Below are 22160 nucleotides of genomic sequence, written 5' to 3' on the forward strand. Positions count from 1 at the left end.
TTTTATTGATATTGTTTTTCGAGCGTACTGCCGGGGTAATAGTGAGACAGTATTTCTTCATATTTGTAACCTTGCTCTCCCATTACGGCAGCACCAATCTGACAAAGTCCTACTCCATGTCCCCATCCGGCTCCGGTAAGGATGAATCGTGAAGGTATTTTATCCTCTTTATGTCCTTTTTCTTCATATTCCTTGTCTACTACGAAGGCGGAGCTATACAGATGGGAAGTAGATAGGGTACGACGTATTTCCAGTTCTTTTCCGATAATAAGCGTTCGCAAAGTTCCTACAATTTTCAATCGCACAAGACGTCCCGACGTTCCACGTTCTATAGGAATTAAATCCAGAATTTGCCCGAAATCAATTCCCGAACGTTGATGAATCAGTGTTGAAAGTTCTTGTTGGGAATAGCTGACTTTCCAACGATAGAAGTCTGCCGTTTCCTGGTCATAGTTGTTTAATACCTGGCCTAGAATCTCTTTATCCTGCGTGTTGCAGAATGCGTCAGGTGAAGTACGGATCCATTTGTCAGCCTCTGTCTCTATTGTCAAATCGGGCAGTTGGTTTTCGACCTTACAATCCCGTTGACCGATGAGATAGGGGTGCTTTACGTTTTCCCAACAATTCTGGAACTCTTCAAAAGCTCCGCCGCAACATTTAGAGAAACGGGTGTCACAAATCGTTCCTGCATACATCAATACTTCACCCCGGGTAGCAATGACTGCCTCGATAGCTTGTGGTGTTGAGGCACGTGTAATTCCTTGATACCGTTGGCAGTGATCGTCTGCACATACGTCAAAGTTCTTGTGTGCTTCGTGGTCGTACCATTTGATAAATTGAGAATTGAGGATGGAGAATTGAGAATTGGCTACGCTATCCTTTTGTATAGACTTTCCTATTTTCTCGTTCTCCATTTCTTGGTTTCTACTCTCTGTCTTCCACTTATTCAACAGCCAGCTTCGGGAGATAACGGCATGTGCCTTTAGTAGTTCTAAAGAAGCAGTAGCACTCATTTCTGATGAAATCACACTGATGAGATATTCCTCGATGGAGATCACATTGATAGCAGTGAGTTGCTCTTCTTCAATGATTATTTTTAGCTCTCCTTTGAACCTTTGACTTTCTTTACGTTCCCAATGAAAGTTGATGCCGATAGTAACATCCTGCAGTTCGAAGAAAGAAGAAGTAGGCTGTTGAGGAGTGAAGGATAGTTTGTCATACTCTTTCCCCTGCCAACAGATTTTTCCTTTCTGATAGACGGTTTGCTGTATTCCGGAGATTACTATTCCATCAGAAGATATAAAGCTTTCCGGAAAAGAGAACCTAATCTCTTTTCCGGAAAGAATTCCAACTGCGATATGAGGTTCGGTCATAATACGGCTTTAATGCGTTCTGATATTTCTTGTAGCTTTTCCTGAGATATAGATACTTCCCGATAGATATCGTATATCTTTTCAATAGTCAGTTTCTTCATATCTTCTTCACGTACTATGGGAAATATTCTGTTCATTTCGGCAATGGCGGGACTAATAAGAATCTGTTCGGCTCCTTCTGCGTAGTAACAGTCCGGACGATGTTTGTTGCGTAGGAAGATATTACAAGAATAAGGGCGTGCGGCCACTGATTCAAATTCATAGTCGTAGTTATCTCCGAAGAATTCTTTGGTGCGTTCCAGACCATACCAGGCAAGAATATTCATCATGGGCTCTTTCCCGTGGCTATTTGCCGCCAAAATGTCGTAAATCTGATAAAAGGTTTCTGACATTGTTTTCTTATTGTCCGCCTGGATATTGATTAAACAGACAGGAGAATTTACAGAAATTATATTCACCTGATCGTTGTCTATTAATTTCGAACAAGTATTATCGTTATCGGTATCGTAAAACACTCCATATATGATTTCGTTTTTGCTACAGGCTTGAAAATGAGCATGGTCGGGAGCTGAGGCTCCACATTCCGGACCATTATACATGAGGAAGTAGTCTTTCATGATGTCGGTGAATTCTATCATGTCTTCAAAACGTCCGGTTATGGATTGCGGTTGATGTTTCTTATCCGCGATCGTGAGGTGGGTATTGAATATGGGGTAGGGATTTACCAGTATCTGATAATTCCTATAGCTGAGAAACTCTTGTTCCTGCGGGCGGTTTGTCTGGCAGAGGAAGCAAGACCGCGAGTGAATAGAGGTGGCATCTGTCTGTGCGGTAGTCGACAAAATACGTTTCGGATTAAAGAATAATTGTGCTTGTACATATTCGCCATCTATCTCTCCATTCATTTTTTTTGTTTGTTCCCGATATTGTTCCAGCGCTCGGAAATTCTCTTTGGCAAGTTCCCATGAAAGGATTTGCTTTTGGAATAACTGTTCGATTTCTTGCTGGAAATTCTCTAATAGCGCATCTTGTTGTTGGATGCGTTGTTGCAGTTCCCAGGTGCGAAGCCGGTCTTTATACAAATTGTTTTGGTTGACTTTCTCGATGGACAATGCAGCGTCCGAATTTCCTTCCCATCGGCGGCAAAGGTAAATCACGTCGTATATTCTGCCTATCTGATAATCGCGTGAAATTCTCAATCCAAGGGCATAGTCCTCTCCATAGCTTGTGTTCGGAACTTTGATTTCCCGAAGAATGGGCGTATAGAATGCACGGGGAGCTCCCAGACCGTTGATACGTAATGCGTTGTTCCGTCCGTTGTCGGGTGTCCATTCTTTATGGTCAATGATGCCGGGAGCAATTTCCTGCATCTCAAAGTCGGTCATCATATAAGTGCCGATTACCATGGCGCATTTCTGTTGATAGAAAGCGTCGACTATGATTTGCAGGGTATATTCGTCTTTGTACACATCGTCGCTGTCAAGCTGAACGGCAAACTTTCCACATTTTTCATGGTGGATGCCTACATTCCAGCAACCACCGATGCCAAGACTGTCCTTATCAGGAATTACGTGGATCAGCCGTTGGTCGGTGCTTAGTGATTGAAGTACTTCAGACGTGCCGTCTGTTGAATGATTATCAATCACAATGACATTGAAAGGGAAAGTCGTTTGCTGACTTAAAGCTGACTGAACAGCCTCTTTAATCGTGCGTATGCGGTTGCGCACGGGGATAATAACAGAAGCTTCATATTCGAAAACGGAACTGGAAAAGTCCACAAGTCGGGCATCCTGATTCAGATAGCCGCCGATTGCTTTTAAATGACTGGTACATGCCTGTTCCATTTCGATTTGTACCTGGCGATTTTTAGGGTCTACGTAGTCAAATTGTTTTTCACCGCTTTTTCGTAGGTCATTTTCTACTTCCGTGTATAGATATTCATTGATATGCACCAGTTCGCTCTTTTGAGAAACTTTGAGTCTTAAATCATATAGACCTGCATATTGATATTTCTCTTTTGTAGCTTTTGCTGCTTTCTTGAAATCATCGCTTCGGAACAATAATAATGAACCGAAATCGAAATCATCCCGAAGACTGCCGAGTTGATAGTCAATGGTTGGAGTCGGTTTTACTGTGCCGCCCACCTGTTGATTGTGATCCGCGTATACCATGCCTGCCTGACTCATTTCCATGATTTGAACCATTCTCTCAAGTGCAAACAGATTCAATTGCAGCGCAGTATGTTTGGTATAAAGCAAGGTATATGTTCCGTTTGAATGTGCGGCAATGGCTTGCATTGCTTCTGTGGATTGTAACTTCTCTACATTGATAAGTTCACATCCGGGAAGACAGACATTGGTAATAGGGGATGCTAATAAATAGATGTTATCTACTAACTCCGATGCACGTAATTCTTTCACCGTTTTCATGGTTTCTTCCAACCTGCTAAAAGGGAGAAAACAGTTGATTGTTGTTTTCATTATCTTATTTTTTAATGGGGTGTGACGTCGCTTTGTCTTGTTTTTTAATGAGCAAAGATAGCCCGATAAAGGTAAACAAAGCATTGATTATCAGTAATTCGTAGCTGATTTGATAACCGTTGAACCATGCTTCCGAATTCCTTTGCAGGACATAACAAAGTACAGGAGAAGCGATAGCTGCCAACGGAATATATTTGTCATAAACTTGTTTCTTGGTGAAGATACCGAAAGCAAATAGTCCGAGGATGGGACCATAGGTGTAACTGGCTAATGTATAAATAGCATCGATCACACTGGTATTGTTCAGTAGGTTGAAAATGAAAATAACGATTCCCATAACAATAGCCATACCGATATGTACATGTTTGCGTATCTTGCTAAGCGCTGTATCTCCTTTTCGCTGTGCATGTAAGATATCTACAGTGAAAGAAGTGGTCAGGGCCGTAAGTGCCGAACCGGCAGCCGAGTAAGCGGAAGCTATTAATCCGATGATAAAGAGTATACCTACTATTCCCGGAAAATAATCTCCTGTGGCAATCATTGGGAATATCTCATCACTCTTGTCCGGATTGGCGATTCCCTGCTTTGCCGTAAATGTATAAAGCAATACACCGAGCATGAGGAACAACAAAATGACAAAGAATTGCGAGATACCGCTTGTAATCATATTCTTTTGAGAATCCCGGAAGTTCTTACAGCTAAGATTGCGTTGCATCATATCCTGGTCGAGTCCGTTCATGGCAATGACGGTGAACACTCCTGCAAGGAACTGTTTGAAGAAATAGCGTTTGTCGTTCACGTCATCAAAGAAAAATGTTTTGGAGAAGTCACTATCTGATATGGTAGTAATCAGGCCGCTAAAGTTGAGGTGCAAGCTGGAAGCTATGTAATGAATGCATAGTACCACAGAGACTACCAGGCAGAATGTTTTCAGCACATCCGTCCATATCAATGATTTCACTCCGCCCCGGAAGGTATAGAGCCATACTATAAATACAGTAAGCATGACATTCAACAGGAAAGGAAGATGGAAAGGCTCAAAGATCAGCAGTTGCAGTGTCAGGCATACCAGAAATAGTCGAACGGCAGCTCCCAGCATCTTTGAGATAAAGAAGAACCATGCTCCTGTTTTATAAGATGATGCTCCGAATCTGTTCTCCAAATATTCATAAATAGAAACTAGATTCATCCGATAGAACAGTGGGACAAGTACAAAGGCTATAATAAACTGCCCGACTATAAAGCCGAGTACCATTTGCAGATAAGAGAAACAGCTGGTTTGTACCATGCCCGGAACAGAGACAAAAGTAACCCCCGAAATCGTGGAACCAATCATGGCAAAAGCAACAATATACCATGCCGATTTACGGTTTCCGACAAAAAATCCCTCATTGTCGGCTTTGTGTCCTGCTATATAAGAGATAGTGAACAGGATTATAAAGTATGCCACAATAGTAATAGATATAACGGCTGGACTCATATCTGCTATTTAAGTTCGTTTGAGGATGAATGATCCGAATCAGTTTTTCTTTGTCTACAAAAGTAGGGAATTTATCATATATATGTATACTCTTATATGTTTTTTATTCCCGGTGTGCCTCCGGTGACATGCTTGGAGGAACGCCAATTCTTATTGAGTGAAGACAACTCCGGTGATTTCTTTCCAAGTGAAATGCCGGTTGTCCTTTTGTTGTCAGTATCGTGCATCTCATCTCTAAAACGACAAGTATCAAAAGTTTGTCCTTTCTCCGGTTTCTCGCTACAAGAGAGTGCCAGATAGCCTCCGTCGTTATTAAGAGTCGGGAATTTGGATATTTCTATCAGGTTCTCTCCATTTACTTTATGTTTTTGAATGACCTTACCGGTGTATTTGGTGAAGCAAAGATAACTTTTGGATGGAATGGTGAGGGGAGCGGAGGAATTCTCCTTGTAAAGAGTTGTGGTGCTGTATACGGTGCCGCTTTCATACATTTTATATAGATAGAGAGCTGGCAGACTAATTGCTTTTTCTCCCGGATTGTAGATTTCTATATATTCTGCACCATCAGTAGCATTGTTATACATTATTTCATTGAAAAGAAGCATACCTCTTACATCTTCCGGTAATTCGGGAGTGTCAGGGTTGTCCGGTAGATCTGTTCCGGGATTATCAGGTGTTTCATCAGGTGTAGTGTCCGTTTCTACGTTATTAGATAGCTGTATGTGATGAAATGTGAATCCTTTACAGCGGGTTTTGGTATAAATGCAGTATATACCGCAATAGTGAGAAGTTTGTATATCGGTATCTTTTATTTGTTTTTCTTTTACGTATTCATTCTCGGATTCACGTCGTGTCCAAAAAGTCCAGTAACCATTATTGTCACATTCTACTTTTATATATAGTTTTGGTGAAGAGTCTCCTTTCATCAACTCTCTTCCCGAGGCCAGTAGTTTAGATTGGTCTCCGTTTTGACGATAAAGAGTTACATTATCTTTTGCTCCTCCTATCTGAATATAATAACCGTTTAAATTACCGGAAAGAATGTTTGAGGAAGAAGTCAGATAAAATCGTGCATAATTGTTGGCGGAAGGGTTGAAGGTAAGATGAACTCCAAATTCCCAACGGGTATTTTTTACAGAAGTGGAAGGAATGGTGACATAAGCTGTTCCGGCGTCTTCCTGTGGATCATTCAGATGGATTCCTTCTTTAGAATTGATGGTAAATTTGTCCATCTCTCCTTCCCAGGGAAGGTCGGGCGTGATAGTGTCTTCTCCTTCCAAATCTCCCTTTTCTTCGTCATCAGCAGGGAGCGAACAATTATAGAACAATATGATGAAGATACTTAGGAAAGCAAATGCTTGGTAAACTTTCATACGTTTTTTAATTTGAGTTTTTTCGTTTTACCGTATTTGTTTGTGTATAATGCAGAAGCAATTGCGGTTTTAATAGTTGAATGAGTTGACAAAGGTAGACTTCTTTGTTGGAAAAAGACCATATTTATTGAAGAAATAATTGTAAATCCTTTTGTTTTTTGTAAATGCGTGGAAAGGAAACAGTGAGGGGTTATCAAAAGTCAATAAATTAAATATGACTTTTGATAACCCCTCACTGATGTTACATTCAATATTGAGACATTATTCGAAGCGTGGCATTACATATTTATCAGTGTAAGATGTGAACGTAATACCTGGCATGGAATGAACGTTCGATTTGTTTTCCAACTTCTTTATCAACGAATAATCGTTGGCATCCAATGCGTAATAATTGTCTGAAGCCGGAGTTGTCACGCGGACTGTCCAGTCGAACATATTACCGATGATGGTGAGCGCATCCGTTTTTGGATCAAATGCCGGAATCCCAGTTTTTACGATTTCATATGTCCGGTTCTGCAACACATAGAAAGCGTTGTTGACATCGGTCATAAAAGCAAGTGTCTTTTTGTTTCTGAACTCGGTCAGATACAGATGTTCTAATGTCAGTCCTTCAGGCAAGGTGATGGCACGGACATACGGACGTCCTTTCACCTGTTTCAGATGAAACAGACGACGGTCTGCGTCCAACAGAAGATAACCTTCGTCATACTCCTTTTTTACTGTCGGATTTCCTACGATCTCCGTTGCCGGAAAACGAAAATCCTTCTTAGTCATAGCTTCGGTAAACTGAAGGCTTTTATCTTCCTTCACGCTGTTGGTAGCCATGTCGATAAATTCGATCCCTTTGGAGGTGATACGGAATACGTCATCCGGCATTTTCAGGTCTACACGTCCTGACATAGATTCCATCAGCGGGTAAAGTCCGATAGAAGGCGTGTTTATATCCGAAGGTACACTACGGAAGTTGAAGTTTTCCGTCTGCACCATTTTGGGAGTCACTGCGATTCCTTGAATGGTATCCGGAAAACGCTCATCAGACATCAACTGGCGGAAATAAAACATAGGCAGGATGCTGTCGAAAGCAGCTTCCGAATAAATGTTTCCTGCAAGGTCGCGGCGCACGGTTCCTTTCCCTTCTTCTTGTCCCATCTGGGCGAAATCGCCAATTACGAAACTATACAGGGTAAAGGGAGTCTTTTCCGGCTTTACGATAAAGAAATTGTAACACCAAGGCAACTGCCAAAGAAGCAGAAAAGCGATGGTTACATATAATAGTATGGTACTGAAACGTCTCATTTCTCAATCTTTTAATATTTAATCTTTTATTTTTATTGGTTAATCCTGTTTTCCGGCCTTGAACCGTACGATAGAGAGCCACGAGAAAGAGGCTGTCAACAAAGTATAGACCACTAAATAAGGGAGAAACTTGTTGTATGCTTCCGGTGTAGGCGACAGGAAGAAGATTCGGAGTAACAATACTGCGATAATGAGATTCAGGATACGGCGTTTCCATGCCGGTTCGAGGCAAATCCATGCGACGAGCAGATAGCCGGAGATGCCGGCGAGATACCACGTTAAAGCGGTTAGCAGTATGTGGTTTTTGAGTTCATGAGCAAGTATTCCGTTTAGATAGATCTCCATCAACAGGAAATTGGAAGCGAAGCAGACAAGAAGCAATATGAGTCCGGATAGTAACATATTGCCTGTCATTTTCAGTTCCGGATAAGGCAGATGGAGAGTCAGTTTCAAACATTTGCGTTGCATCTCGGGGACAAACTGCACGATTGCCATCAGGATTCCGGCAATCAGAGGGATATATTGCAGCATATCAATGAAGATGACATCCCGTTGCAGCATGACTTCCCATACATGGGCAGCCCCTTTCATTTCTACCACCCGGTTGATGCGGAGCATACAGTAGCCTGTAAAACCAAGTGTGGCGAGCACGGCAAGCAGAAAATACCACCGTGTCTTTATCCATTCTTTATAAAATATAGCGTACATTCTTGAGGATTTATGATTTATGAATGATGATTTATGGGTTACGAGTTGCCAACTCTTGTTCTTAATTTAATCAGTATTTCCCGGTGAGCCCGATAAAGGCATCTTCCAAATTCACTTGTTCACAGTGCAAGTCTGTGTAGGGCACTGACATTGATTTCAGTTTGGCTTCTGTTTCTGCCGGTTGCAGGAAGGAGAAAGTCTCCAACTGGTTCCGCATGACAGAAGGATGGTAGAAATCATCCGATGCAGGAAGTTCATAACCTTCGGGTATAGTGAAGGTGTAGCGACGTCCTTTTTCCAGTAATTCGGCGATTGGTTTCTGAATCAGTATCTTTCCGTAGTCCATAATAATGCAGTCGTCAACGAGACGTTCCATATCCTGAATGATATGTGAAGTCAGAAAGACGGTTTTTCCTTCCGAGCGGGCGTAGTCGCGGAGATAGTCGACAAACAGGCGGCGGTAGCCGGGATCGAGTCCGAGTGAGAAGTCGTCCAGTACCAGAAGTTCCGGATTTTGTGCAAGGATAAGTCCGAGAGCTACTTGAGAGCGCTGTCCGCAGGACATACGTGAGATACGTTGTCCGGGAGCTACTTTCAGTTTATTCATCAGTTCGTAGTACGCTTCTTTTTTCCACTGGCCGGGGTAGAAGGCTGCGTAGAATTTTTCTATTTCGGTGATGGTCATGAATTGGTATTGCACATGACCTTCGATGAGCAGTCCGATATTGCGGCGCAGAGCCGGTGCCATTGTTTGTATCTCCTGTCCGAAGATGCGGCATTCTCCCGAACGGGGTTTCAGGTAACCGCTCAAGATATTGATAGTTGTGGTTTTGCCCGTACCGTTCTTTCCCAATAGTCCCAGGATACGTCCTTTAGGCACTGTGAAACTAAGGTTTTCGTAAATCAACCGTTTGCCATAGTAGTGCGTCAGGTTGTTACATTCGATAATTTGTTCCATTTGATTTTATCTGTTATTTCGATTCAAAAGAAGAAAAGGAAAAGAATGGGAATCAAGATTCCGACAATGATTTCTATTCCTCCTCTGCCGATAATGCCCTTGTTCCCTTTCAGCATGATGATGCCGGAGAGAGTAATGATAATAAGGGCGATAGCGAAAATATCCGCGAAGTAAGTCCACCATTGTCCCGGATTGTAATGTAAACGGGACATTGCTCCGATAAGCGGGCGACGGGTGACAGATTCATATACCGCTTCTCCTGTCTTCACGTTTACCAGGAGGTTGGAACCGCCTTTCAAGAATACTTTCATTACATCCGTTTTCGGGAAGTAATATTTGGTATAGTTGCCGGTTTCTCCTAACGGTTCCAGTAGAGTAAGTACTTTCTCTTTACTCATTCCAGCTTTATCAGGTAGCTTTTCCGCTATTTTATATTCTTTCCGTGTGATGGAGAAGTTCGGATTAATCGTGTCGCGGTGATTCATTACAATTCCGGAAATGGCATATATCAATACCATTCCGGAAAAGAAAAATGACAGGTCACGGTGTATGAGCCGACTCCATTTACGGATGTTACTACTCCACTTCATACGAATTAGCTTCCATAAAATAGAAAGATAAATACTCTTTTCCCGTTTCTGCCTTGCGGTCGGCTATTTTTGCGCGGAAGTCTGCGATGCGGGCTTCGGGGCTGTTAGCCGTTTCGCCGCGTGCTTTCTTTTCAGAGTCGCATCCGGCTTCGCTTGTTCCGTGTTTCTCGGCAGTCTGTGCTTTCAGTTGCGCTTCCCAGTTTTGGAGGTAGGCTTCGTCGATGCGTTGTTCTTTTAATGTTCCGGTAACACGGACGATAGAGTTTACACATTTAGGATCGAAGGCTCCCAATGTTCCGGCTTCTACACGGATCACTTGTGTATCGTCACTACCCATCAGGAAGATTTTCTTTGCACCATGTTTGCAGGTATGTGTGCAAACGCCTTCAATGGTAACTTCTTGCCCTGCAAGGTTTTCGGCATTGGCAAGGAGAGAATCGATTTCCAAAGCGGAAGATGCAGACTGTTCTGTTGTCGCTTCTGATGCGCTTTTCTGTTGTTTGTTACCACATGAAGTTCCGATAAAGGTTATTGCCATAAGGGCAATTGCGATTGTTAACTTTTTTGTTTTCATTATTATTGCTTCGTTTTTATATAGTTTGTAATCAGTTTTTCGTTTGTTTATAGCTTATAATAGTTCGCCTTACGAGCGGGGAGTTTAAATCCTATTTGAAACCATTCGTTTCAAGCCTCGAAACCATTGGTTTCACGCCGAGAAACAAAGTGTTTCAGGGCATGAAACAAATATTAGTTCTTTAATTAGCGGCTTGGTCCTTTACACAACGGAGTTGCTGACCTGATTTAATGCTGATATAAGGAACGTTGATGCGTCCTTCGGGATAGCTTTTTGTAAATGTTGTCATTTGGGTGAAGAACTGGATATTGGTTAGTTTTGTTGGATCTGTCTTGTCTAGATAAAGTGGCGCGTAACAGGTAGAAGACATAATATATGTCAAAGCCGGTTGTCCTTTATATTTTTCTAAAGTTTCTGATGTTGTATTACCTGAATAGAACGTTGTTAACTGATATGTAGGTGTAGCGGCAAAAGTACTTTGCATTCTCACACCTGATAGAACATAGTTCCAGCCCGCAGCGTTGTATTTACTCATATTTCCTCCACTATATTCCTTGTCATAGAAAAGAGCATCTTCTTTAGTCGTATCACTTTCGCCTTGACCTCCTTTAGCAAGACCACATAAATCAAGGAATTCGGCACGGGTAGGAATATGCCACCCTTTAGGACAGATACCTTGAGCGCTTTCAAACTCATAGCAATTCTCAGCCGTCACTTCCTTACCGCCAAGTGCCGCATATATGTCATAGAAATAGCCTAGCTTTTTTATAGAGTTCTCATCGGTTAAAGCTTCTGCACCGGTAGCTGTAATTTTATCTGTAACTCCAGTAAGTTGATACGGATACCAAATATGAGCGTCAGCTGTCGGGTCACTTGACGGCGTATATCCTTCCGGCACATAACGTAATGGTTCTGCCATCCAAGTCGTTCCGTTAGCAAGTTTGATTGTTTTATAAGTCTCTCCATAATAGACGAAATATCCATCATGTTCCTCAAAATTAGTATCACCTGGTGTTTCGTCTTCTTTCGGTAATTTGTCATCATCACTACAAGATGCGAAGAGTGCTGCTGCGAGCATAAACATTAAGTACTTTTTCATGTTCTGATAAATTTAGTTTATATAATTATATTGATTAATTTAAAATGTATATCCTAGTTTGATGGTTTCATTCCACCGATTTGCTCCTGCTATGTATTTAAGGTTGAAACCATGTGTATATTCGGCTTGGATTTCTGCATAGATTCCTCGATAAAACTTGTATCGGAGTCCAACTTCAAACGTTAGTCGGGGGGCTGTTGCGTATTCGTTCTGTAGATTATAATACTCTGTCAATCGGTACGGAGGTTCACCCGCCTCTGATTCAGTTTTAACTGTTTTACTCTTCTCCGTATAATCTCCGGCAGAGAAAATACCGGAAGTTTTCAGATCAAACAGTTTGGTGTGGAATGTGCCGGCAAGGTATATACGCCCACATGTCATGGTCTGTGAAACGGAGTAGGGGAACATCTGTGTAGTCAGACTTTTCAATGATGACACATTCGCGCCAAAGCGTAGTTCTCTCCGGGGGGCTATGAACTCATATTCGGATTGGACAGAAAAGACACTTCTTTCAAAAATGCGGTTAGAACCATAAACATGAGTAGTCGTTATTCCGTTGGAAGTTTCCCGACCTAATACATTTTCATTATTAAATTGGCGTGACCAAGTCAAATTTAACCGTAGGAAGTGTGCTGCATTTCCTTTTGAGAAACGATAGCTCAAGTGTGAAGTGACCCGATTGGCCGGGAATTTGAACCAGATGCTTTCCTTTTCTCCAGCCGAACCTGATGAATGGCTGTATTCCACATCTACATAAAAAGCCTTCCATTGGAATTGAGCGGCTGCTCCGTGAGATAGTTCTTTAATAGGAAATCCATTCATACCCGATTCATTCAGATGAATTCCGCTGCCTTCCCATGTCTCATACGCACCGTACATTAGTCCTTTGTCCAAGAAGGCATAGTACGATGTAGCAGCGGTGCCGATTTCTTCTGCTTTGACCGATTCACTGTTCTTGCCAAAAATGTAAGAGAATCCTATGGCATAGTCATCCGAATGATACATTATACTTGGAGCTACTTTTAAGTCTAGTCTATAATTGGTATGCCGCAGATCTTTACGTTTCGAGTAGTTGGCGGAGGTAAAGTCTATTTTTCCGCCTATACGCCAACAGGGGGCAATGTCTTTGGCTATACCTCCCATGAAAGCATAAGTCTGTAAATCTTTCCGGCCGGGAGTAAATTCCAGTATGTCTACCGGGTAGAATCCCGGATGAATGAACATAGAACCACTCATATTTCTACCGGAAGTGTGATCAAACGAAAATGAACCTGTCAGAGAATAGCTTTTTAGATGTGTGATAGACTTTGCTATTGCACCTGCGTTCCATAACTTATCAGCTTCGTAATAATTGTGGAAATCGCCATGATTATTCCTGCCATATAGTTCAGCATAGGAAACGGTGGTACTGTCCACCATTATTCCGGTAACGTTTGCTCCGGCATTCCAAGGATTACGCCGTTCCACAAGATCGTAAGATTGTGCCGAGACTGTGGATGCCACGTACAAGAAAAGACAAGTTATATATATTCGTTTCATATTACTCATGCAGGGATTGTTTTTCTCTTTCATAAAAGTCCGAGGAAGAGTTGTTGGTATCTTCCAGTATTTCATAGCCTGCTTCACGAGAGGCTTCTTCATCGGTATGGCGGTACAGGGTTCGTCCGTCATATAGCGCACTTTGAGTAACATAACCCGCATCGACAGAAGGCGGCATACGTTTCATATTATTGGAAGAACCTCCATAGTATATTTCTACTGCGTCTAATACCCAGTCGACCGGTACTTTAACAATCCTGTCTACTGTGCTTCCGGGTTTTTGAATAACATTGTCTGCCTGCGATACAAAATCTTGTATGGTAGTGTCTTTTGCCTTAAACAAGACAGTGGCAGGAGAAAATACAGAGAAAGTATAAGCATTTGCCTGTCCTGTTTTTATCACAACATTCAGATAATGGTCTGGCGTTATCTGGTCGCCCGGTGCGGGGTGATACAATGTATTCCAGAAATATACGGGATTATAACAAACGAAATATCCGGGTTTGTTCAGATTGACCGATTGGGGGTATTGCGCTGCGTGGTCGATAGCTCCGCAGATAACAACTACGGCATCTTCGCCAGGAGCCAAAGGGAATGTCTGTCCCGTACCTCCGAACTGCCAGACACACTGTGCCACAGGTAAAAAGTCCGGAAAGATGGTAGCTCCAGTCGATTCATCCTGTGTTACCCATACATTGGTTGCCTGCGAGTTATAAGGATCGAGTGAGCCGAAGCATAAACCATCGAGATATTGTGTCTCGGAGGTGTTGTTGTGTAGAATCATGTATTTGTCTGACTGATAGTTGCCTTCAAACGGTAGCTTGGTGCATCCCCCGCAATAAATCTCCTTGATAACAATGTCACCGGACCTGGAGTGCACCAGTGGCAGATTGAGGGCGAGGTCTCCATTCACAAGTTTCACCTTGTCTGCCAATCCGTTGAAGATATCCTGCTCCGCTTTATCACTTATCTGAATGCGGTATATGCCTTTGGTCAGGCTGAAACGGACTGTTCCGTTTTTATCTGTTTTTGACGTATACGAATTCCCCCGGTCTATATCTTCGATTTTTACGATAACTCCTTCTCGGAGATAATCTGAGTATTCGTCCGGATATACTGCATTTACTTGAAGCGTATGCAGTTGGTTATCGTAAGGGTTGTCCTTGTCAATGTCTGTACAACTTCCTGTGGTGAGGAATGTCATCAGTAATAATATGTATGCTAGTTGCTTCATTGTTCTAGAATTTTATGCGGCAAGTTAATCCATAGTAAAAATCCGGAGTAAAAATGGCGCTTACTCCTGTTGCGTAAGAGGTTACATACTTCCGTGAATTCGTGAAGTTGATCGCATTGAGAGCGAGCGAGACATGATCGCCTATTTCTTTGGTTATATTGATATTGGCGGAGAAATAGGGATCGTATCCATCCGCAGCGAACGTATAGGCATTGCCCGATTTGCGTATCAGGTTTGCGAATGCGGAATTCTGGGCTTCTTTTTCGGTAAAAGGGCGTATCTCATTATTGAGATCAAGGTATGCTACCGGATAAATCGCTGTATACGAATTGCCGTCATAAATACTACCTCCTGTTCCCGCATTACTATTATCACTTACATTGAAAGCATATTCTTTACCGTTGTATTCGGACAGGTTCTGTGACCGTTTTAATAGAGAGGCCTCCAGCCGGAATGATATAATCAATCTGGCTTTGGGGATACGGGTTATTGCCGTTATATTGGCGTCCAGAGAATGAGTACGTTTGCCGTTAGCTGTTGTCGATGAATTATCTCCGTTGGCATAGATACCTACATATTGGTAGGAACGATTTGGGATACCGGTATGTGACCACCCTGTTTGATAGTAGTAAGACAACGAATTATCTATATATTTCATATAATCATAGCTGGCATCCAGTCTCAATTGTGTACGAATAGGAGTTATTTCGGGAAAATCGACAATCATTTCCACTCCCCGGCGATTGATATCCGGTCCGTTGTCCGGTGAAACGGAATTGACAAAAGTACGGTTCGTTACTTTTACGTCCATAGGTACCCACTTCTCCGATTCATTTCCGCGTATATACACCATTCCTGTTTGGTTGTTTACGTTAATTTGCGGATTGGCAGGCATGCTGAATCCGTCCGGTAATTGCAGGACATCATAAGAAAACGGAGTATAGGCATTGGTGTATTTATAAGGATTTTTAGTACGGTTGAAATAACCAACCAATGATATCTTGGTCTTTGCGATTTCGATATCGACTCCCAATTCTGCGTTTTGATTCCGTTGCCAACGCAAGTTTTTATTATGTAAGAGCACGTATGGTTGGCTGTAATAGACGTAGGATGATTCGTTATTGTTATAAGAAACACCAAAAGTTTGTATGTCACGATACTCCTGTCTGGGATAGAGAATGTAATAAGACGGCAGTTTCTCGGCAACTCCCCATCCACCACGGATTGATATATTCCGGTTCAACTGCCATTTGGCATTGAAACGTGGTGAAAACGTATTCAGGTTTTTATATTCTGTTCCACTGATGAAAATCTTTTCCCAGCGTATACCTGCCATGAGTCTTAGTGTAGTGCTTCCGAGAGGTACTGTCAGATTCTCTTCAGCATAAAGTGAAACATTATGCATATACGGATAAGCAATGTACGGACGCGGGCGATATCCGTTAGGAGCTAATGACGGGTTTTGGTAGTATTCCCCTTCTCCTATGTTACCTGTTGATTTCCACTGAATTCCTGCTATCAGATTACTGTTCACCTTTTTAAAACGTCGGTTCCACTCGTATTTTAGGGAAGCGGCATAATCCAGTTCTTTTGAATCTATAATTTGGTCGGCGAAATACGAATAAGGCAGTTTATCGGCAAGGAAATAACCTTCCTGTTCAGCATGTACAGCCGGTTGTTCAGACGCATACGTGTAGGGAGTATGTGCGTGTGACTTATTATCATTGTAATGGAGGGATGCGTCAAATTTCAGATTGGTAATCCATGACTTGTTGAGCAACCAGCTTAATGATGTGTTTGCCCGGAACACGTTATCCCTTACTTTTGTATATTCTCCGGTATAGGCATCGGGATCATCCTTGGTGTTCATACCTCCGATGTTTCCAGTGAAACCGATATTAAATCTGAAAATGTTCCGGAATGTATTATTATAGTTTGCAGAGAATCCTCTTCGTGTGTAGGAAGTGTAGGGTGATGATAATTTCCGGGTGGCTTTTGTCCACTCGCCACTGATATTAACGGTACCTTTGTCATTTCCCAGAGCCAGTCCTTTTGAAAATGAAAACTGTTCTGTGCGGGGATTAATGGCCAATAAGATCTCCCAAGGTGTTTTACCTTTTTTTGTCCGGATATTGACCATGCCACTGTTCAAATCTCCATACTCTGCTGAAGGTACACCTGTTATGACTTCTACCGATTCTATATTTGTAACGGCAATACTGCGTGTATCTATTCCGCTCATATTACCGAAAGATGCATTATTTCCCATGCGTATACCGTCTACAGCTACTGCTGTTCCGAAAGTGGCGTTGCCAACGGTTGAACCTCCGTCTCTTAGTGAAAATACATTATTGGTAGTCAGATCCGGGACTTTCGTCTTTCCTCCCGGAAGAAGGGCGGATATGTCGCTGACGTTAGATACTTGAAGGTGTTCCAAAGCATTGCTTCCAATGATGAGAGTCGTATTCAACTCACTTTTGGGAGCTTGTGCTGTTATAACTACATCATCTAGCGCAAGGGTATTTTCTTTGAGTTGTATCGTTAGATCTTTGACGTTGCTGCGGATATCAACCCGAATTGTTGTTGTGACGTAACCGAGAAAGGAAACCTCCAGATTACATTTTCCTTCCTGAACTCCTTGTATTGTGAAATCTCCGTTCTGATTGGATACAGCCCACAAATAGGTACCTTTGATAATGATGGATGCTCCCGGTAATGGAGTGTTTGTCTTTTCTTCGGTGATACGACCAGAGATTGTATACGTACCCGGGTTGGCTGTGGCTTTAAATACAATACAAAAGAGAAGCCCAAAGAACGCTATGTTTAGTCGAAAATGTCCCATATACAAATTTTGTGCAAAGTTCCCTAAATATATAATGCAGGGCAATCGCAATAAATGACTATTTTTGGACATTTGATACCTATATGTGGTGATGGGGATTTTCGCCTGTTAATCGAAAAATGGTTTGTGATATAATAAATAGGTATATAAAAATAGTGACCGACTTGCATTACGACGATTGTCGTATAGCAAGCCGGTCACTTATTTTGTTTTATTTATATGCTTCTCTTGAAGTCTAGATGTTTTTTACTTTAATCAGGTATTCGGCAATCTGAACAGCATTCAGGGCGGCACCTTTCTTAATCTGGTCACCTACAATCCAGAAAGTCAATCCGTTTTCGTTTGTCAGGTCTTTGCGGATACGGCCTACATATACCGGATCTTTACCTGCCAGGAACAGCGGCATCGGATATTCTTTTTCTGCCGGATTGTCTTGAAGAACCAGCCCTTCACCGTTAGCGAATGCTTCACGAGCTTCTTCTACGGAAATCGGACGTTCTGTTTCTACCCAGATACTTTCAGAGTGAGCGCGTAATGCAGGAACACGTACACAAGTTGCACTAACCTTTACGTCAGAATGCATGATCTTACGTGTCTCATTATACATTTTCATCTCTTCTTTCGTATAACCGTTCTCTGTAAATACGTCAATCTGCGGAATCAGGTTGAAAGCCAACTGATAGGCAAACTTCTCTACAGTCACAGGCTCGTTTGCCAATACCTGACGATATTGTTCGTACAATTCGTCCATAGCGGCAGCACCTGCACCACTTGCTGCCTGATAGGTAGATACGTGCACGGTTTTTATATGAGAAAGCTTTTCGATGGCTTTCAGTGCAACTACCATTTGGATAGTCGTACAATTGGGGTTGGCAATAACGCCACGAGGACGTTCCAGTGCGTCTTCGGCATTTACTTCAGGCACAACCAAAGGTACATCGGCATCCATACGGAATGCGCTGGAGTTGTCGATCATCACAGCACCGTACTTGGTGATTGTTTTTTCGAACTCCTTGGATGTTCCTGCACCGGCAGAAGTGAAAGCAATGTCTACCCCTTTAAAGTCATCATTGTGTTGTAAGAGTTTCACCTCGATCTGTTTACCGCGGAAAGTATAAGTTGTTCCGGCACTACGTTTAGAACCGAACAAAACTAACTCGTCCATCGGGAAGTTTCTCTCATCGAGCACGCGCAGGAACTCTTGTCCTACGGCTCCGCTTACGCCAACAATAGCTACTTTCATCTTTTTCTTTTGTTAAATTGTGAATATTGAATTCTTTCCTTCATTCTGTCGAATCGGAAAGATTTGGCTGCAAAATTATAACAATTTAGCATATAAACATCGCTTTTGAGAGAAATATTTCAGGCTTTCGATGGATTTCTTTAACCTTACGTATAATCAAGTGTGGTTGTTGGACGGGATAAACGCACCAAAAGGGATGCGTTTTCCGTCGCGATGCGAATCGGATTGGTTTCGTAGCCTGATAAGATTGTCTTTATTGCCTAATATTACTTCGTTCCACTATAGTGTAACGCAAGGATAACTATAGTCTCCCTTGCGTTCCACTATAGTTATCCGCAAGAGACACTATAGTAGAACGAAATAAAAGTGCCTAACGAAATATATCTTGATAGGTAAGCGGGAGAAAAGAAGTAGTAAGGTGAGTAATTGACTACTGAATAATACGTCTGGACATTCATTGTGATTCTGCAAACTTTTTTGTTCCTTTGCATTGAATTCCTAAAGCCACAGCCTATGAACTTGTTTGATTTTAATTTAACCTTACCGATTACCGACCCGACTTGGGTATTCTTTTTGGTATTGATTATCATTCTCTTTGCTCCGATGATCCTCGGACGTCTTCATATACCTCATATTATAGGCATGATTCTGGCGGGTGTATTGATTGGCGAACACGGCTTTCATGTGCTCGACCGGGACAGCAGTTTCGAACTCTTCGGCAAAGTGGGATTATATTATATCATGTTCCTTGCCGGTCTTGAGATGGACATGGAGGACTTTAAGAAAAACCGGACGAAAAGTGTTGTGTTTGGCTGGCTCACCTTTCTGATTCCGATGGCGCTGGGAATATGGAGTAGTATGAGTATGCTGGGCTATGGCTTTCTCACGGCGGTGTTATTGGCGAGTATGTACGCTTCCCATACTTTAATAGCCTATCCTATTATTAGCCGTTATGGATTGTCGCGTTTGCGCAGTGTCAATATAACCATTGGGGGGACGGCTGTCACTGTTACCCTTGCTTTGATTATTCTTGCCGTCATAGGTGGTATGTTTAAAGGTACCGTTGATGGTTGGTTCTGGGTGTTTCTTGTGGCAAAAGTGGCTTTTCTCGGATTCCTGATTGTATTCTTCTTTCCCCGCATCGGACGTTGGTTCTTCCGGAAGTATGATGACAGCGTGATGCAGTTTGTGTTTGTGTTGGCAATGGTTTTCCTCGGAGGAGGATTGATGGAATTCGTGGGAATGGAAGGAATTTTAGGTGCTTTCTTGGCAGGCTTGGTGTTGAATCGTTTGATTCCTCATGTCTCTCCTTTGATGAACCGACTGGAATTTGTGGGAAATGCCTTGTTTATTCCTTACTTCCTGATTGGTGTCGGGATGATTATTGATGTAAGGAGCCTGTTTACCGGAGGTGAAGCATTGAAGGTGGCTGTTGTAATGACAGTGGTGGCAACCTTTAGTAAATGGTTGGCTGCCTGGATCACGCAGAAGATATACCGGATGCAGTCAAATGAACGGAGCATGATATTCGGCTTGAGTAATGCGCAGGCCGCGGCTACACTGGCAGCAGTATTGATCGGCCATGAAATTATTATGGAGAATGGAGAACGCTTGTTGAACGATGATGTATTGAACGGCACGGTAGTGATGATACTTTTCACTTGCGTCATCAGTTCTTTGGTGACCGAACGTTCGGCCCGCCGTTTCGCTCTGGATGAAAATGTGCAAGCGGAAGAAGAAGCTAAACAGATAAATAAGGAACAGATCCTGATTCCGGTCGCTAATCCGGAGACGATTGAAGATTTGGTTAATCTGGCTTTGGTAATAAAGGATGCCAAACAGAAGAATGCATTAGTGGCATTGAATGTGATTAATGACAATAACAGTTCGGAGAAGAAAGAGCAGCAGGGCAAACGTAACCTGGAGAAGGCTGCCATGATTGCTGCTGCCGCCGATGTGCCTGTCACGATGGTGAGCCGTTATGATTTGAATATTGCTTCGGGGATTATCCATACGATCAAAGAGTATGAAGCTACGGATATTGTGATCGGTCTGCATCGGAAGGCTAATATTGTCGACTCTTTCTTCGGACATCTGGCTGAAAGCCTGCTGAAAGGTACGCATCGTGAAGTGATGATTGCCAAATTCCTGATGCCGGTTAACACCCTGCGTCGAATCAATATCGCCGTTCCGCCAAAGGCTGAATATGAATCGGGTTTCTCAAAGTGGGTGGAACATTTCTGCCGTATGGGAAGCATCCTGGGCTGTCGGGTTCATTTCTTTGCCAATGAGCGTACATTAATGCGACTTCAGCAACTGGTGAAGAAAAGATATGCAGGTACCCCGACAGAATTTTCCATCCTGGAAGAATGGGAAGATCTTCTGTTATTAACAGGACAGGTGAATTATGACCACTTGCTGGTTGTTGTTTCTGCCCGTCGCGGATCTATCTCCTATGATACCTCTTTTGAACGTCTGCCGGCGCAGTTGGGAAAATATTTCTCTAATAATAGTTTGATTATCTTATATCCCGATCAGTTTGGAGAACCGCAGGAAATTGTGTCATTCTCTGATCCTCGTGGACATAATGAGTCTCAACATTATGAGAAAGTGGGTAAATGGTTCTATAAATGGTTAAAGAAAAATTGATGGAAAGATACGACTGGCAACAGAGAACAGCACTCCTGTTGGGAGAGGAAAAGATGGAACGCATCCGAAACGCGCACATATTGGTTGTGGGACTGGGTGGAGTGGGAGCTTACGCTGCCGAGATGATCTGCCGTGCAGGAGTCGGGCGGATGACGATTGTAGATGCCGATACAGTGCAGCCTACCAATATGAATCGTCAGTTGCCGGCCATGCATTCCACACTGGGAAAGGCGAAAGCGGAAGTATTGGCTGCCCGTTATAAAGATATAAATCCGGATATCGAATTGACTGTTCTGCCCGTCTACCTGAAAGATGAGAATATACCGGAACTGCTGGATGCCAATCAATATGATTTTATAGTAGATGCTATTGATACGATCAGTCCGAAATGCTTTCTGATTTACGAGGCGATGAAACGTCGTATAAAGATTATTTCCAGTATGGGAGCAGGAGCGAAGAGTGACATCACCCAAGTTCGTTTTGCCGATCTTTGGGAGACATATCATTGCGGTTTAAGCAAGGCGGTACGGAAGCGCTTGCAGAAGATGGGAATGAAACGGAAACTTCCGGTAGTGTTCAGTACGGAACAAGCCGACCCGAAAGCCGTGTTGCTGACGGATGATGAACAGAATAAGAAATCGACATGTGGAACAGTCAGTTATATGCCGGCCGTGTTTGGGTGCTATTTGGCTGAATATGTCATTAAACGATTATAAAGGCTA

16 protein-coding genes are annotated in these 22160 nt (G+C 42.6%); 2 read left to right on the forward strand and 14 right to left on the reverse strand.

Annotation, left to right across the window (positions count from 1 at the left end; translation table 11 throughout):
• Window positions 1-2 precede the first annotated feature (2 nt).
• The 14 genes from GD631_RS06990 to GD631_RS07055 all read right to left on the reverse strand — a co-directional run bounded on the left by GD631_RS06990 (window position 3) and on the right by GD631_RS07055 (window position 18789).
• Complete coding sequence (locus tag GD631_RS06990; protein ID WP_143256957.1) at window positions 3-1373, reverse strand: SpoIID/LytB domain-containing protein; 1371 nt, start codon at window positions 1371-1373, stop codon at window positions 3-5.
• A complete protein-coding gene (locus tag GD631_RS06995) occupies window positions 1370-3853 on the reverse strand; it encodes a DUF4922 domain-containing protein (RefSeq protein ID WP_143256958.1) in 2484 nt (827 codons plus the stop codon). Before GD631_RS06995 ends, GD631_RS06990 begins: the two co-directional genes overlap by 4 nt.
• Before the next feature lie 4 nt (window positions 3854-3857).
• A complete protein-coding gene (locus GD631_RS07000; RefSeq protein ID WP_143256959.1) occupies window positions 3858-5333 on the reverse strand; it encodes a sodium:solute symporter in 1476 nt (491 codons plus the stop codon).
• 92 nt (window positions 5334-5425) lie between these two features.
• Complete coding sequence (locus GD631_RS07005; RefSeq protein ID WP_143256960.1) at window positions 5426-6706, reverse strand: lamin tail domain-containing protein; 1281 nt, start codon at window positions 6704-6706, stop codon at window positions 5426-5428.
• Window positions 6707-6967: 261 nt separating this feature from the next.
• Window positions 6968-8002 carry a DUF4857 domain-containing protein gene (locus GD631_RS07010; RefSeq protein ID WP_143256962.1) on the reverse strand — a complete coding sequence of 345 codons (1035 nt, stop codon included), beginning with the start codon at window positions 8000-8002 and terminating at the stop codon, window positions 6968-6970.
• Window positions 8003-8041: 39 nt separating this feature from the next.
• Entirely contained in the window at window positions 8042-8710 is a 669-nt protein-coding gene (locus GD631_RS07015; RefSeq protein WP_015532263.1) for a hypothetical protein, read from the reverse strand.
• A 70-nt stretch (window positions 8711-8780) separates the two neighbouring features.
• Window positions 8781-9668, reverse strand: a complete 888-nt coding sequence (locus tag GD631_RS07020) for an ABC transporter ATP-binding protein (protein ID WP_143256963.1) — start codon at window positions 9666-9668, stop codon at window positions 8781-8783.
• A gap of 23 nt (window positions 9669-9691) precedes the next feature.
• Entirely contained in the window at window positions 9692-10258 is a 567-nt protein-coding gene (locus tag GD631_RS07025; RefSeq protein WP_065537510.1) for a PepSY-associated TM helix domain-containing protein, read from the reverse strand.
• A complete protein-coding gene (locus tag GD631_RS07030) occupies window positions 10245-10832 on the reverse strand; it encodes a hypothetical protein (protein WP_143256964.1) in 588 nt (195 codons plus the stop codon). Before GD631_RS07030 ends, GD631_RS07025 begins: the two co-directional genes overlap by 14 nt.
• 181 nt (window positions 10833-11013) lie before the next feature.
• Window positions 11014-11931: an FISUMP domain-containing protein gene (locus GD631_RS07035; RefSeq protein WP_143256965.1), complete on the reverse strand. Its 918-nt coding sequence runs from the start codon at window positions 11929-11931 to the stop codon at window positions 11014-11016.
• Window positions 11932-11970: 39 nt separating this feature from the next.
• Window positions 11971-13479: a DUF6850 family outer membrane beta-barrel protein gene (locus tag GD631_RS07040; RefSeq protein ID WP_143256966.1), complete on the reverse strand. Its 1509-nt coding sequence runs from the start codon at window positions 13477-13479 to the stop codon at window positions 11971-11973.
• Complete coding sequence (locus GD631_RS07045) at window positions 13472-14704, reverse strand: DUF4876 domain-containing protein (RefSeq protein WP_143256967.1); 1233 nt, start codon at window positions 14702-14704, stop codon at window positions 13472-13474. The genes GD631_RS07040 and GD631_RS07045 overlap by 8 nt, the downstream gene beginning before the upstream one ends.
• Before the next feature lie 4 nt (window positions 14705-14708).
• Window positions 14709-17546: a TonB-dependent receptor gene (locus GD631_RS07050; RefSeq protein WP_143256968.1), complete on the reverse strand. Its 2838-nt coding sequence runs from the start codon at window positions 17544-17546 to the stop codon at window positions 14709-14711.
• 235 nt (window positions 17547-17781) lie between these two features.
• Window positions 17782-18789 (reverse strand): aspartate-semialdehyde dehydrogenase, encoded by a 1008-nt coding sequence (locus tag GD631_RS07055; RefSeq protein ID WP_004299708.1) that lies wholly within the window; start codon window positions 18787-18789, stop codon window positions 17782-17784.
• Window positions 18790-19302: 513 nt separating this feature from the next.
• Between GD631_RS07055 and GD631_RS07060 the strand changes: the two genes are divergently transcribed.
• Complete coding sequence (locus tag GD631_RS07060) at window positions 19303-21438, forward strand: cation:proton antiporter domain-containing protein (RefSeq protein WP_143256969.1); 2136 nt, start codon at window positions 19303-19305, stop codon at window positions 21436-21438.
• A complete protein-coding gene (locus GD631_RS07065; protein WP_143256970.1) occupies window positions 21420-22154 on the forward strand; it encodes a tRNA threonylcarbamoyladenosine dehydratase in 735 nt (244 codons plus the stop codon). Before GD631_RS07060 ends, GD631_RS07065 begins: the two co-directional genes overlap by 19 nt.
• Window positions 22155-22160: the final 6 nt, after the last annotated feature.

The sequence above is a fragment of the Bacteroides luhongzhouii genome (assembly GCF_009193295.2).
In the GTDB taxonomy this organism is placed as follows: domain Bacteria; phylum Bacteroidota; class Bacteroidia; order Bacteroidales; family Bacteroidaceae; genus Bacteroides; species Bacteroides luhongzhouii.